Origin of the sequence: Mesorhizobium norvegicum, assembly GCF_004919685.1 — a bacterium.
In the GTDB taxonomy this organism is placed as follows: domain Bacteria; phylum Pseudomonadota; class Alphaproteobacteria; order Rhizobiales; family Rhizobiaceae; genus Mesorhizobium; species Mesorhizobium norvegicum.
The window spans coordinates 85485-100796 of sequence record NZ_SMYZ01000039.1; the positions used below are offsets into that span (position 1 = coordinate 85485).

At 60.4% G+C, this 15312-nt stretch carries 8 protein-coding genes; 7 read left to right on the plus strand and 1 reads right to left on the minus strand.

Going from position 1 to position 15312, the window contains the following annotated elements:
- The first annotated feature begins 4 nt into the window (after positions 1-4).
- The 6 genes from dpdG to dpdD are packed head-to-tail and all read left to right on the plus strand — an operon-like array spanning position 5 to position 11728.
- A complete protein-coding gene (gene dpdG / locus FCU66_RS16090) occupies positions 5-859 on the plus strand; it encodes a protein DpdG (protein WP_281285529.1) in 855 nt (284 codons plus the stop codon).
- A complete protein-coding gene (dpdH, locus tag FCU66_RS16095; RefSeq protein WP_136616171.1) occupies positions 856-3906 on the plus strand; it encodes a protein DpdH in 3051 nt (1016 codons plus the stop codon). The genes dpdG and dpdH overlap by 4 nt, the downstream gene beginning before the upstream one ends.
- Positions 3896-4621: a hypothetical protein gene (locus tag FCU66_RS16100; protein ID WP_136616172.1), complete on the plus strand. Its 726-nt coding sequence runs from the start codon at positions 3896-3898 to the stop codon at positions 4619-4621. Before dpdH ends, FCU66_RS16100 begins: the two co-directional genes overlap by 11 nt.
- 2 nt (positions 4622-4623) lie before the next feature.
- Positions 4624-9093: a protein DpdJ gene (gene dpdJ, locus FCU66_RS16105; protein WP_136616173.1), complete on the plus strand. Its 4470-nt coding sequence runs from the start codon at positions 4624-4626 to the stop codon at positions 9091-9093.
- Positions 9090-9611 carry a phospholipase D-like domain-containing protein DpdK gene (gene dpdK / locus FCU66_RS16110; RefSeq protein ID WP_168991723.1) on the plus strand — a complete coding sequence of 174 codons (522 nt, stop codon included), beginning with the start codon at positions 9090-9092 and terminating at the stop codon, positions 9609-9611. The genes dpdJ and dpdK overlap by 4 nt, the downstream gene beginning before the upstream one ends.
- A complete protein-coding gene (gene dpdD, locus FCU66_RS16115; RefSeq protein ID WP_281285530.1) occupies positions 9608-11728 on the plus strand; it encodes a protein DpdD in 2121 nt (706 codons plus the stop codon). Before dpdK ends, dpdD begins: the two co-directional genes overlap by 4 nt.
- A gap of 53 nt (positions 11729-11781) precedes the next feature.
- Here dpdD and FCU66_RS16120 read toward each other — a convergent pair whose 3' ends face one another.
- Complete coding sequence (locus FCU66_RS16120) at positions 11782-13044, minus strand: tyrosine-type recombinase/integrase (protein WP_136616176.1); 1263 nt, start codon at positions 13042-13044, stop codon at positions 11782-11784.
- Between the two features lie 476 nt (positions 13045-13520).
- Between FCU66_RS16120 and FCU66_RS16125 the strand changes: the two genes are divergently transcribed.
- The gene (locus FCU66_RS16125; protein ID WP_168991724.1) at positions 13521-15272 is read left to right on the plus strand and encodes an adenylate/guanylate cyclase domain-containing protein; all 1752 of its coding nucleotides are present in this window, start codon (positions 13521-13523) and stop codon (positions 15270-15272) included.
- The last annotated feature ends 40 nt before the right edge of the window (positions 15273-15312 follow it).

Genomic DNA, 15312 nt, shown 5'->3' on the forward strand with positions numbered 1-15312 from the left:
TAGCATGGAAGCGACGCCAAGCAGGGTCCGCCTCTTGGTGTCCGTACTGAGCGAGCGAACCTCAGGTGAAACGCCAGACCGATTGCTCGCCTTTTGTTCACCCAAGCCACTCTGGCGCAACGTTGCTGAACCAACGGTCATCTTTCGACAGACTCTGAAGGCTGCAAAGGACTTGCGCCTGGTTGAAGAAGACGGAGACAAGCTGCGCCTAACCTCGCATCTGTCGTCTCGTCGAGAGTTTACAGAAGCCACATTCTTGGCGTCCTTAGAGGCCGTTCTGCTTCCAGTTTCGGCTCCTGACGACGACGGCGAGGCAGCCTTCGCGAGAGCTATAGCTTGGTTCCTGATGCAATCAGTAAAGCTTCCTCTGCAATTCGGCGTCACGAAGAAGGATGACATCCAGAAACAGTTAGGCGACGAGGGGGATGTCTATGACCTAACGAATAAGGATCGTTGGAACGCGTTTACCTATTGGTGCCGGTACCTCGGGTTTGGAGAGGCCCTGGCGGCGCGCTCCATGGTCCCGGATCCCACCGTAGCCCTGCGCCGGTTGCTCCCAAGAGTATTCTCCAAGGGGCAGGAGGCGCCGATCGGAACCTTCCTGCAATCTTTGGCTAGCGTGTCGCCGGTCTTCGAGGAGGGCAGGGTCCGCAGCGAAGTCGAAGGCCGCTGTCGTCCCGCGTTCGCCCGTCAAGCCCAACGGCTGTCGCAATCCACGAGTTTCGCTCTCATAAGGCTTGAGCAACTGGGTCTGATCCACCTAGACGCTCGTGCTGACGCGCAGGCCATGGTGATGGATTTCGGCGCAGATGCACCGCGTCGGCTCAGTCGGGTGATTTATAAGGGCGAGCGCGCGTGAAGAATTATCTCTGTTGGAGCCCAACGGGTGTCACGGCGGTCGTTAACACCGAGGCCGAAGCAGTGTCGCCCGCGATATTCCGCGCTGTACACAGCGACTGTACATTGCAGGTTTCGCCCCCCATGGGAACGGCGTTCCAGGACCTCGCCCCAAGCCATTTCACCGGGATGTCTCAAGAGGATCTGCTGCGTGAATTCCTTCGACCAGAGGTCAACTATTCGAGACTTGCCGTATATGGTCGTAGTGGATCGGGAAAGTCCCACCTGATCCACTGGTTGAAACTGAACATTCCGAAATCAGAAGACCGCCTCGTCTTGGTGATCCCAAAGGCCGGCACCAGCCTGCGTTCGATAATTGAGATGATCATCGAGCAACTCGTACCCGACAGGCAGATCAGCTTTCGGGAGGTGCTTGAAAGAACTGGCGATGCCACCGCGACACGTGCGGGCCAAAAGGAAAGGCTTTTAAACGAGATCGCGTACGCAATTGGTGAAAAGGTCCCCTTGCCCGGTTCACCCGACCTCGATCTAGAACGGGAGCTTATCAAGGTGCTTCCGTATCTCTTTCAGGATGTTTATTTTCGCCAGAAGCATTTCTTGCGGGATGGAAATGTCATTTCTGAGTTGGTCGATCACGTCTTCGCCGCGCCGACCGCATACCGTCCCGCCGACGAACGGCGTCGGTTCACGTCTGACGATCTTCCGGTCGATCCACGAGACTTTGGCCAGGCCGCCAAACTTGCTCAGCAAGCCCTTCACTACCTCTACGGAGTGCCCGAAGCCCTACAGATGGCTGTGACTATCATCAATGACTGCCTCAATTCGGCAATCATGCGGACTCTCAGTTTCTCTGGCGACCGCCTAATAGGACTTATGGCCGATCTGCGCCGGCAACTCTTCAGCGAGGGCCGCGAACTAATCCTCCTGATCGAGGATTTTGCAAGGCTCCAAGGTCTCGATCGTGCGCTGCTACAGGCGATGATCGAACAGGGGGATTCCGAAAACAGACTTTGCAGGCTTCGGTGGGCGATTGCGGTAACGACGGGCTTTTTCGAACAAGTAGTCGAGACCGTGTATACGCGAATGAGCTTCTTGGTCGATATGGACAAATCCGTTGGCCGGCAGGCGTCCGGTCGGATGGATCGTTCCTCTCTTGCGGCGTTCGCGGGCCCGTATCTCAACGCCGTTCGCCTTGGTTTGGGGCGCCTAGAGGAATGGGACTCGGTTGGATCGGCGAGCCCGCTTCCAAACGCCTGCGAGGAGTGCTCATTTATGTCGTCCTGCCACGATGCCTTTGGCGCGACGACGATGGGCCATGGCCTCTATCCCTTCACATCCACAGCGTTGTGGAACATGACTGAGCGAGCCGATGAGCGGATGCAGGAAGCTTTCAATCCGCGCGCCCTGCAAACCAATGTGCTGGTTAAAGTGCTCGACAATCATGGCCCATCCCTTGCAAGCGGGCACTTCCCACCCAGCGCGCTGTTGGACGAACTGGGGGGTTTTCAACATCTTTCGGCGACGACCCGAGATTCGCTCCGGAGGCGGATGCCCGGCGAAGAAGGGCGTCTTGGCGCCTTGTTGGAGCTTTGGGACGGATCAGGAGCGATTTTGAATCTTCCGCCAGATATTCTGGATGCCTTCAGCGCTCCTGAGATCCCTGATGCGGCAGAGAGAGAAGAGCAGAAAGAGACTGCGGACGAGCCCGGACCTCTGAGGGACCAACCGGCGCCAGACATGCGCACACGAGACGAGCGTGAGCTCGAAGCGTGGGCAACCGGAGACACGCTGAAAAACGCTGCTGACAAGTTGCGACCGCTATTGTTCGACGCAATCGCCGACTCTATCGATTGGGATGGGCTTGGGTTAGAGCGCAGCACCTTCTGTGGCGCCGACAGCCCTCGCCCATTCCGACGGCGGTCGGTCGTTTTCACGCGCCAAAGTACAGCGGCGATAAACTCCCTGGTCTCGGTCGAAATTCCGGGCGCGAATGCAAGCGCGGCCGAATTCGACCGCACAGCGCTAGCACTGCAGGGCCTGCTGCGAGCCCAGAGAGATGGCACTTGGGATTTTCAAGGCGGATCGCAGGCACTCGCGGCCTTCCTTCAATGTCTGTCGGCTTGGCGCGATGATGTCATTGGCCAAATCCGTAATTTGACTGCTGCTACGGCCGATTGGTCTCATGCGATGGCCGCAGCAGAACTGCTGGCAGTCGCTGCGGCATTGAACGGCAAAATCAAGGCGGACGCCGAGTTGACGTCGGACGTCGCTGCACTCTTCACGGCCGAGTGGCCGGAGGAAATTCAGGCCGTGAGTGATGATTTGCGACGAGTCTATGGCACTCTTTACACTGGCCGCAACGGGCTCATTGACGTTCTGCGGGCCTTTTGTTCCGGGAGCAAGGGTGGCGAAGTAGGCACTCTTGTGGATCCCGCTGTTCCTATCGCAGCTCTCAAGCGGGTGCGGGCTGAGGGATGGCGCCTCACGCTCAAGCCGCCCTCGGACATAAACTTCGACCTCCTTCGCAAGGCGGCAGATCTCTACCGGAAGACTGCAGCGGCGCTGGAACCGGCGGCAAACGTCGAGCGAGCCGACCGATTGTCATGGCTCAGCGAGATGGAGGCCGCCTTTGGGCCGGAAGCAAAGAAGCTAACGATTGTGACGACACTCGCAGATGTTAGGACGAGCTTAGTTGCCACGGGTTTGGCCGGTCGATCGGCAGGCAAGTTGGAAGAGACCCTCGGGCGGTTCGACGGCGTGCAGTTCGATGATGCTGTGTCGGCTTCGCGTATACTGCGGGACGCTCCGGACGCAGTAGGAATGATTTGCGCGTTTGCCCGCGGGCGGCGTGGTGCTGTCATTGCGGCCAGAGAACTGGTCGCAGCGACGCAGGCGTTTCTGGATCAATCCGAAACCATCCTGCGGGAGCAGGCGGACCAACAATCAGCCCAAGAGCAGGCCGTGGCGACGGACATTCAGAGGATCGAGACGTCCCTAGATGTGATCAGCAACCAACTGCGCATGTTCGAGGTCGAGCATGCTACTTGATCGCGCTCTTGCTCTAAAAGCTGCGTTGGCCGAGCACCAAGATTTGAAAGCGGCAAGCAATCAAGCGCAGGTTTTCGCGACCCGCGCTGCGCAGTTGTCAGCCCCTGCGACGGCGCTATCGAATGCGTGTGCATCCTGGGCGGGTCTCAAAGCCCAGAACGTCGCTGTCCATGCGCATCTCCCTCTACCGGGCCTCCGACGTCGCGCAGAGGAACTCCTGGCGACCTTCCGCGCTGATCGGGCCGCATTGCGCAATGCGGACGAGAGTATTCGGTTTGAGTTCCTGCCCGCCGTGAAGAAGGTGGCTGAGGAGATCGACCGCCTGGCGCTCTCTGCTTGGACGGAGACCGTCGATGAACAAGCGGATCTTCCAAGCGAAGATGTCCTTCGCGCACTTGAAGCGATCCCTAACTATCACAGCCACGTCCAGCGCATTCGAGCCGTGGCCGAGCGTGTGAACACCCTGCGCAGTCGCATTCCGGATCCAGAGCATGTCGCCAGCAAACTCGCGGAGTTGACGGCCGCACGCTCAGCAAAAGACGCTGAACTCGGAACCATGACGGGCGACGGTCTGCCTGCGAAAGTGCTTCGCTTTCTGCGCGCCGCCGGACAACAAGGGGCGGCCCTCTCCGACTTCACTGAGGAGGTGGCAACCTGGCTTGAGGACCGCAAGCTGAGCGATGCCTTCCGTATCGTATCCAAAAGGACCACCTGAGCATGGAGGACGAAATCCTTGAGGCGTTCGAGAGCTTAGAGCTTCGCTCGCTTCGTTGGGGATTCGCAGACGGGTCGTTCTCGGAAACCGAAGCGCTCGAGATCATAACCAATACGCTTCAGACGCAAGCCGATCCTGAGGTAACGCTTGATGCCCTGGTGCGCGGCCGGTTGTTGGTCGAGGTCTGGGCGCCCGGGGACCAACGGCGCTTAAGGTCGCGCTTTGCAGAAACGGTCCGCCTCCTCAGCCGCCTGCGCCAAATTTTTCCGAACACGCCGTGGACCAGTGCGCCCCGGCTTGTGTCCGACTTTCGCGTCGACATCCGACGCCGCAGTTATCCAAGCCGCGACTTGCCTGCAAGCAGAGTCTTTTTGCGGATCGCCGGCAACACGGCTACGCCTCTTCGAACGCAGATCTGGGAAGCTCTTAGCGGAGCAGACTTGTTGCTGGCTGATTTTCAAGAGGAAGCGGCGGCGCGCCTGTTGCATAGTTCCGGAGATCTCGGCCTGATTGTTACAGCCGGCACCGGGTCTGGCAAAACAATGGCCTTCTACCTTCCTGCCCTCACGCGAATCGCTGAATTGGTGCGGGTCAATGAGAACTGGACCAAAGCTCTAGCAGTTTATCCGCGCACCGAACTACTTAAGGACCAATTTGCCGAGACGTACCGGATGGCTCGACGGCTTGATGGTGTCCAGGTCGCGCCGAGACGTCCGATCAGGATCGGCGCCTATTTTAGTTCCACACCCGGCTATCCAGATCCGGCCGACGTGAAGAGCCGGGGCTGGACGCGCCGTGGTGGGTCTTTCGTTTGCCCATGGCTGCCATGCACGGTCTGTGGGGGAGATCTGATCTGGGCCGAAGCCGATCTTGCGGCCCGGCGCGAACGGTTGACGTGCGTGAACCCACGGTGCGCCAGCGAGATCGATGAAAACAAAATAGTGCTCACCCGGCAGCGGTTGCGACGAGAACCGCCCGATCTCCTTTTCACGACTACGGAGATGTTGAACCAGCGGCTATCTGACCTGGATGCCCGTCGGATGTTCGGCGTCGGTCAACCCAGCGACCGACGGCCGTTGTTTGCTCTGTTGGATGAAGTCCACACTTACACTGGAACGGCCGGAGCCCAGGCGGCTCTCACACTTAGGCGATGGCGCCATGCCGTCAACGCGCCCGTCACCTTCGTAGGCCTCTCAGCGACGCTGCGCCAGGCGACGCAGTTTTTCGCCGATCTCGTTGGTCTTGATCCAAGTCTCGTGGAGGAGGCTTCGCCAACGGCCTTCGTTAAGGAAGGGGCTGAATACCAAGTATTGCTGCGCAGCGATCCGGCGTCGCGAAGTTCCGTACTCTCCACCTCGATCCAGTCGGCCATGCTCCTGTCACGTATGCTAGACCCGCTTGAGAACGGCCGGTCAGGCGGCCGCTTCGGCAGCCGCCTGTTTGCGTTCACAGACAACCTCGACGTGATCAACCGATTGTTTGACAATCTCCGGGACGCCGAAGGTCTGGATATATTCGGTAGACCGCGGGGGGGCACGCAACCCTTAGCGGCGCTAAGGCGGCCCTTACCGGGTGAGGCGGACTTCGCACGACGGGAGTTAGATGGGCAAAACTGGCGGGTAAGCGAGGACATCGGTCGGAGGCTGGATCAACCGTTGCTGGTGGGTCGAACGACGTCCGAAGATGCAGGCGTGCTCGGAAATGCCGATGTTGTGGTGGCCACGGCGTCTTTGGAGGTCGGGTACAATGATGCGCGAGTGGGCGCAGTGCTACAACATAAGGCGCCGAAGGACGCGGCGTCCTACCTCCAGCGCCGCGGTCGCGCGGGGCGAACTAGAGGTATGCGCCCATTAACCGTCACGGTGCTGAGCGATTACGGACGGGATCGGGTCGCGTTTCAAGCCTACGAACATCTTTTTGATCCCGTCCTTCCCGCCCAACCACTGCCCGTTCAGAACGAATATGTGCTGCGCATGCAGGCAACCTATGCGCTATTCGATTGGATAGCGGATCAGGCCGGTCAACAGGGACGCGGCTGGGCATGGGATGTCCTGAGCCGGCCGCAGGGTGACAGAGCGAGCGCAGGCGATGCCTTGCGCGAAGTCGCCAAACAAAAACTTCTCGACCTCAGTCGTGGCGAGCCCACGGCAATCGCTAGCCTAACGCAACACCTTCGCCGCGCTCTGAAGATTGACCAACCCACGGTCGAGACTCTCCTATGGCAGCCGCCCCGATCACTGCTACTAGACGCCATCCCTACTCTGTCCCGGCGGCTCCATCGAAACTGGCGTCTCGCACACCCGCCGCGCGACGGGATGCTCGATCTCCATACGGAGTGGCATCCGCTGCCCGATTTCGTGGCCCGCAACCTATTTAGCGATCTTAACCTCCCAGAAGTCACAGTCGTACTTCCCCCGGCCACGGTACAGTTAGACGAAAAGCAGCGGGGGATGCCCATTGCCGCTGCCCTCGCCCAGTTGGCGCCGGGCCGCGTGACCCGCCGCTTCGCTGTTGAACGGGGCGGGCTCCACCATTGGTCGCCACTTGATCCTGACATCGACGACCAGGCTCTTTTAATCAGTCATTATGCGGAACTCTCCGAGTATATCGGGGACTTTGTGACCCAGGAGGGGGCGTTTCACGTGTACCGTCCGTGGCGGGTTCGGCTGCAAGCGCCAGCCCGGCATATAGCGGGGCCGACATCCAACGGTTCGTTTGTTTGGCGTTCTGAATTTGTGCCGCAGGGCGACCCACTCTCCATCGACCTAAGCCCGCGCAGTCCTTGGCGGAGGCACGTTTCCAAAATCTCTTTCTACCTGCACCGACACCGGAGCAATATCGGCGTTCGTCGCTTTGCCCCGGGCGGTGAAGCCATCCTGCGCAGACAGAGCGGCGACCGACGCATTAGGTATCGCTTTGTCGACGACGAGGGCGCGCCCGCGGCGATCGGTTTTGAAATTGAGGTCGACGCGCTCAGCCTTCAGCTGAACCTTGATCTGGTTCTGCAAAGGGCGGCCTTAACACTACCGACGGACACACTCGCCGGTTGCCGGTCCGCCTATTTCCGGCACCTGATCCTGCATGACCCGGAAATGCCCAGCGACGTGGACCCGTTTCAGCGCGAATGGCTGCATCAAGTCCTGCTTTCTGCTGCACTTGTGGACTCGGTAGATCAGAACGTCGGCCTCTCCGCTGCTGCGGTATCCATCTTGGACCAACCTAACGCGGTGGACCGCCTGCGCTTGGCTATGGCCGTTATCTTCCAGAATCAGGCCGTCAGTGATCTTGACGGCGAAGATGGCGGCCCGGACGACGCTCCCCCTACCCATGCCGACGGCCACCTCAGCGGCCAAGAACAGGCGTTGACCGACGTCATGAGCCGAGACGAGGTCCTGCAGTGCCTTCGAACTCTCTCCGAGCAGGCGAGCGAACCCGAGCCCCGCGCCTTTCGGGCTTGGATGGTCGACACGGTGATCGCGACGCTGACGGAAGCTGTCCTCCAAGCGTGCGCCGCTATGGCGCCGCGACACATTTCCGCGGACTCGCTTGTGGCGGACACCGAACATGCTACGTCGCCGACGATCTGGGTCAGTGAAACTACGCTAGGTGGCGCGGGTGTGCTCCAGGCCATAGCAGAGCGAGCCGCTGAAGAGCCGCGGCTGCTTGCTCGAGCAATGGAAGGGGCACTAGCCCCGACCGACCTCGAAGTCGCCGCGAATGGCCTCGAAGCCTTCGTGGAACTGGTGCACACCGATCGAGACGTGCGTGCAGCGGTCGCCCTGCTTCGTAGTGCTTCCGGCCACGCCGAGAGGGAAGGATTGCGCGCCCGCCTCTACCAGTTGCTCGCTACGCGCGGGCTTGACGTTGGCCATGCCCTCAGTGTTTCGCTGAATGCACGACTTCTGACGCCCATGAATGGACCGGAACTTGATGGCTTACTACATGACCTGTTGGCACGCTGGAGGGATCTTGAGACGCGGATCGGCGTCGCGGTGGGCGTTCGCGAGATTGCCCATGTCTTTGGCGTGGATCCGAATGTCCGGGCGCGGTTGCGCATTGTGGTCGGGTCTGCCCACGAATTGGATCACGCCGAGGCAGCGCAACTTCTCGCAAACGTGCTCTGGCCACGCGGTGTAGAGACCAGCCAACGGGCGCTTCAGTCCTACAGTCCATACGCCGCGCGACGACACGCTGACCCCCGACTTGCGCGAGCCCTCCTTGAACGATCCGGGCGGCGAGTATCCCTGGTCGATGTGGAATGGCAAGCCCGTCTCGGAGAGGCGCTAGCTGAGGAAGGGTCGGCGGAACTGTTCGCACCGGCGGCGGCCGCCGCTGCTTTCCGGTCCGCACTCCTGGAGGTACTTTTGGACCCTGTCGACGTCGGGTTTCTGCAATTTTTCCCCCGGGTGGAACGTGTCGAAAGCCATCCCGCCGGATGGGTCGCCACCCTGATCGTGCAGGAGCAGGTATGACCGCTTCAAGGGATCTCACGGGCCCAGGTCAGACGCGGGCTATCCGAGACCTTCTCCAGTCTCTGTTCGCCATCGAATTGTTGTCCCCTAGCCGCAGACTTTGGCTCGGTTTCGGCTGGATCACAGACATCGATATCCTCGACAATGAAGCTCGACAATTCTCCGCGCTGCAGCCGGATTGGCCCGCTGCTGCCATTCGCTTGTCGGCTGTGATCGAGGCGCTGGCCAACAAAGGCTGCGAGGTGATCGTACTCACCCGGGATCATCCGCATAACGTGAGCTTTGTGGACAAGATGCGAGCGCTAGGGAGCGCCAATGGCGGTGCTGTGCGGGTTCTCGTCACGCCCGATTTTCACGAGAAGGGCATACTGGGCGATGGCTATGTCTTGTCTGGCTCCATGAATCTCACATGGAGCGGCATCACCGTAAACGACGAGCATGTTCTGCTTCGGCGGGATCCCGCCGCAGTGGCCGAGCGGCGGATCCAGCTTGAGGAGAAGTGGGGGCACGGCCGATGATTGGCGCTGCCGTATCCGAGGCCGAAGGCGTCTTAGCGGCATTTCGGGCTTTTGCTCCAAGCCCGCTTTCCGATCGGCACACATCGTTGGAGGCTACGGCTAGAGATGCAGCGTTTCCCGGCGCCATACTCGCTTGGCCTCGTGGGAACAAGGTCACGATCTACTACGCCGTCGCCAACACGCCGGCGGAGTGGAGGCGTCTTCGTCCGCTTCTTCTGTCGTTCGTAGGGCCAACGCTTACCAACTTTGGAGGTCTCCCTTACCACCCAGAGGTTTACCAGCCTCACGAGAGGATTCTTGTGGATGCGGGCCTCGCAGCCGTTGCTAGGCTGGTGCCGTCGCCGGAAACGGCGGACAGCGCCGAGCGTGCGCTTGGCCGTCTCGTCGCGATGGTCGCGCGGACACCACCGAGCACGGAGCCCATTCCGGAACCTACCAGCCGACTGCTGGCGAGAATCCGAGACCACCTCAATGCGCTTGCAATCGACGACGCCTTCGCTGTTCTCCAGAGGTGCCGTTCGGAGCACCGTCTCGACGCGCTCAATCTGCGCTTTTTGGAAATTGAGATCCGGGCGGCCGCGCGCGATTGGTCCGCCATAGCCGGCATGCCAGCGTTCGAGTCCCTTGTACAGGCGCGGCGTCCGGCGGCTGTGACCGCTGCCCTGTTGGAAAGCCTGTATTGGACGACATTTAGCGATCAAGCCTATGACGTCGGTATTTATGCTGCTGCCGTACGACCGATGGCCCGCGATCTCATTCGTCTGCCGGCTTCGCCACTACTCGGGGAGGGCGCTTGGCGGCTCTACGCTATGGAGGCCTTGGCCACCGATCCCTCTGGCCTCCTGGCACAGGCCGCATTGGCGTCCGGCGCGGACCTTGGCGAGTTGGCGACCGTGCTGGTGCCCGGGTTGGTGGAGTCAACCGTCCTCCATGTGCACACCGAGAACGCTGAGCCGGCTCTTTTGGCCGCGCAGGCGGTTGCCGAAGCTGACCTCACCGGCAGTCTTTCGGCGTACGACCAAGCGAACGCGCTGCTGCAGGCCCTGCCGGAACCTGACCGCGAGAGCCTTCTTCGTTCCTACGTTGTTCGACGGGCGCTCTCTAACCTAGATCAGGAATTCGGCCAGGATGATCTGCCGACAAATTGGCCACATTGGCTCAGCGCGATTGCGCGACCCGCATTCACAAGCGCCTCAACCATCGCTCGCCGAGGTTCCGAAGAGTGGAGCACGGTTGACGAGTTGGGGGATCCAGCGACGGCATCTGGTTTGGCGGACTGCCTTCGGGGCGCATCGGATGAGCCTCCTGCGCTCGATCGCCTCCTGGAAGCGCTGCCGCATTTTGTGGCCTGGCTTCAGAAAGATCCGGAGTTCCCCCGCGTCTCTGGCCATGTCGTCTATGAAGCGGCCCTGGAGCGTATCATGTTGAGCGGGCGATTTGCCCCGTTGATGCTCGACTCTGCCGGGGTTCTGGCTCGAGCACTACTATCGGGGGGCCTCCTGGCGACCGACTATCGTCGCCTCCTTCTTGACCTACTTGAGTATTCGGGAGAGAGCGCCGGACTTCGCTCAACCTACTGGCTGATCGATCTTGTCGAAGAGACGATCGCCGCCCCCGCGCCGGATCAAACCGCGAGAGAGCAATTCTGGCAAGGAGCCGTCTCGCGGTTAATCCCGATTGCCCATCAACTTTCGCCCCTCCAGAGACGCAGTCTAATTGGCGTGGCCAATGCGCTGGGCTGGACCGCGACCCTCCCCACGGAGTTGGTCAATGCCAGTACGGACGCGGCGAATGAGACGAAACTCGCTGCCAGCCTAGCAGGCAAGTTGATCGGGATTTACACGCTCACCGAGTCTGCCGGCGCCCAATCCGCGGCAATTCTCATGGAACTTGAGGCCACCCTACAGGTCCGGGTTAACAGCGACCATGGTGGCGGCCCCAGCTTGCGCGCTCTCGCGGAGAACGCCGACCTCTTTGTCATCGTCGCGGCTTCTGCGACCCATGCCGCAACAGATTTCATTCGCGCTAGGCGAGGGGGACGGCCCGTCGTCTACGCTGCCGGGCGCGGAGCCGCGAGCATTCTGCGCGCTGTTGAGGAGTGGGTGCGGGATAGCTAACCCGGCCGGTCGACTGACGAGCGGCAGTTGATGTAAGTGAGATGTTCGCCCATTTAGCGAAGCTTTTCCCCAAAGGCCGAGCGCTCCCAGCCGGCACCTAGAAGAGAGGCGATCTCCTCGCACGTCCGCGTCGCGGCCAGTTTGAGAGCCTCGTCGATATGAACGTATCCCTGAGTGACGCCCCGGGCGGCGTGGCCGAGAAGCGCGGCAATCGTCAACTCGGAAAATCCTAAGTCGCCAGCGACACTCCCGAAGGTGTGCCGCAGCGTGTGCGGAGTAACGCCTTCGATGTTGGCCCCGGCGCACAACCGAGCAAGACAGCTCTTTGTCGCCGTAAAATGACCATCGCCGATATCTGATGGAAAAACGTAAGGGGAGTTCTTGCGCGTCGGTTGGCTGGCTGCGAGATCAGCGGCGCTCGGTCCGATCGCGCGCACCTGACCATCGCTCTTGGTATCAGGGAAATGGACATAGCCCTGATCGGCATGCAACCAGTCGCGCTTCATTCCTTGAACTTCCGATATCCGAAATCCAGTCAGCAGCATCAGTCGCACGCCGGCCAGCGCGACTGGGTGCTCATCATTCCTTTCAGCGACGCGCATCACGTCGCCCAGCCTTTTGATCTCAGCGACGCTCAGGCGACGTTCCCTCCTCTTGCCGGCGCGTTTGCGCACGCCCGCTGCCGGGTTGGAAGGAATAACGTCGAGCCGCACTGCATGCGCGAAGAGGCTCTGGAGCGTCGAGACGGTTCGCGCCGCGACACCGGCGCCGCCGGTGGTGGCTCCGCCGCGGCCAACGCCGCGCGGTTTCGCAGTCCTTCCACTTGCGATGTCCGACTGCATGGCTTCGATGTCACCGAGCTTGAGCGCGCGCACTTGCCGGCGGCCGAGCAGCGGTTTGATGTGAGTTTCAATACGGCTCCGATCCATTGCCAACGTGGATGTTTTGATTGGACGATGACGGCGGCCCAGGATACGGCCTGCCTTAGCTTCTGCCAGATACCAGTCGCACACCTCGGCGACCGTGATCGCTTCGCGCACACTGGCGTTCTCCGCGGCCGGGTCAGCGCCACCGGCTACGGCGCCCAGCTTGACTTTGGCCTGATCACGGGCTTGCTCGACCGTCATCACTCCGTAGCGGCCAATAACCATGCGTCGGGTGCGGCCCTCCACATTGCGGTACTGAACGACGAATGTCTTCAAGCCAGAAGGCACAACGCGGACACCAAAGCCTCTTATTTCGCCATCCCACAGAAACGTCTGTCCTTTTTCCGGGGGCGTGTGGGCGTCTACGGCGCGTTTAGTCAGTTTTCCCATTGCACACAGCTCGCGGTTGTTGGCTTCTCTGCTTACATTATCACAGCGACGGCAGAATGTAAGCGTAATGTAAGCATTTGAAATAGCATGCGGGGCGATCATCGGATATTGATGCGAAAGTCAAAATGTGAAATGCAGATATGAATGAATGACTTATCGCAGAATAGCGGAGATTCGGATAGTGCAGCGCGGTCAGAAATTGACTTTGCCAAGGTTGGGGTCGAGCGTTCGAATCGCTTCACCCGCTCCAAATCTTCTTTAGATTTGAAAAGCATAAAGGGCCCGGGTAACCGGGCCTTTTTGCTATCTGGCGCCGGGGAGCGGGCGGGGGAGCCGAACAGCGTGCCGCCCGCCGAATGCGAACTTCGACTCACGGCCGCGCGAGGTGTGTTCTCTTCCAACCCGCTAGTTACTGATGAACGCGAGTGCTACTTTCCAAGGAACCTCACGCGTCGTCGCGTAATCCAGGAGGCCTCGTGGACCGGCCGGAACGGAAGCTTGTGGCGGTGTTGGCTGCGGACGTAGCCGGCTATTCGCGTCTGATGGGAGCTGACGAGGCCGGGACGCTTATCCATTTGAAGACGCTGCGGGCCGAAGTCATCGATCCGAAGATTGCGCAATTCCGGGGTCGGCTGGTCGGCACGGCAGGCGACAGCCTGCTGGTCGAGTTCCCAAGTGCTGTCGACGCGCTGCAGTGCGCGGTCGAAACCCAAGAACACATCACCGCACGCGACATCAATCTCCCCCAAGACCAGCGCATGGCCTTCAGAATGGGTATCAACGCCGGCGAGGTGATCGCCGATGAGACTACCATTTACGGTGACAGCGTGAACGTCGCTGCCAGGTTGGAGAAGCTCAGCCAGGCCGGGGGCGTCGTTATTGGCCGCAGTGTCTATGATCAGGTCAGGGGAAAGGTCCCCTATACGCTCGTCGACTTGGGCGAGCACGTGATGAAGAACATTGCGGGGCCCGTGCGTGCCTACCGGGTCCAAATGGGAGAATCGGGTTCCGATCTCCCTCCGCCCGTCTCTTCGGCGCAGGACTTGGCGCCTCCGTTCAAGCCATCCGTGGCGGTGCTTCCCTTCACAAATATGTCGGCAGACCCTGGGCAGGAATATTTCTCGGATGGTTTGGCCGAAGACCTCATAACCGAGCTCAGCCGCAGTCAGAGCCTGTTCGTCATCGCGCGCAATTCCTCGTTCGTTTTCAAGGGCCAAGCGGCAAACATTACCGATGTCGGAAGGAAGCTTGGGGTACGGTACGTCGTCGAGGGCAGCGTGCGAAAGGCTGGATCGCGAGTCAGGATCACGGCGCAGCTGATAGAAGCGCCAACCGGCAATCATGTCTGGGCCGAAAGATACGATAGAGATCTCGAAGACCTCTTCGCCGTTCAAGACGAGCTGACAGAGAGGATTGCCTGGGCGCTGGTCGGAAAGGTGGGGGCTGCGGAGATCGCCAGAACCAGGCAAATCAAGACGAGCCTTGGTGCCTATGACGCATTCTTGCGTGGGATCGAAGCGATGAACCGATTCACGGAGAAGGACGCCGCCGCTGGGGTCGAGTTCTTCACGATGGCTCTCGGCTTGGAGCCAGATTCGGCGCGGACGCATGCATCGCTCGCGGACGCCTACGCGACCCTCTCCGTTTTCAGAGCTGACGGAGACATGAAGGCGTTGGCCATGCAGTCGGCCTTGCGGGCTATCGAACTCGGCGACGCCAGCGGATTTGCGGAGGCTGTCGTCGCCGCTCTGCATGGATTGAAAGGGGAGTTCGAGGCTGCCGAGACTCATTGGCAACGCGCGCTCGCGATGGCCCCGACAAACCCGAGCGTACTCATCTGGGTCGGGTACATCTGCCTTTGGAGTGGTCAACTCACGAAGGCCCGCGAGATCGGCGAGCGGCTCAGACGATTGAGTCCGCTCGAACATCGCGAGGTCCACGAGTTGCTCGCATTCGTTTACTATCTGCTTGGCGAGTATGAGGCATCCCTGGAGTCATTCCGCCGCTGGGACAACAATAACTATAATCGGGGGTTCGCCAATTTGGCTGCTTGCTTAGGCCAACTCGGACGCGCCGATGAAGCAAGATTGGCTTGGGGCAGGTGCCTTGAGCGGAAGCCTGAGTTCACTCTGGATGACTACAAGCGCAGCTCTCCATATCGCCGACCGCAGGACGTGGAGCACTGGCTCGACGGACTGCGGAAGGCAGGCATTACGGATGACGGATGACCCGCCAAAACAACCGGGCGGTTTGTCGACAACGACCGAT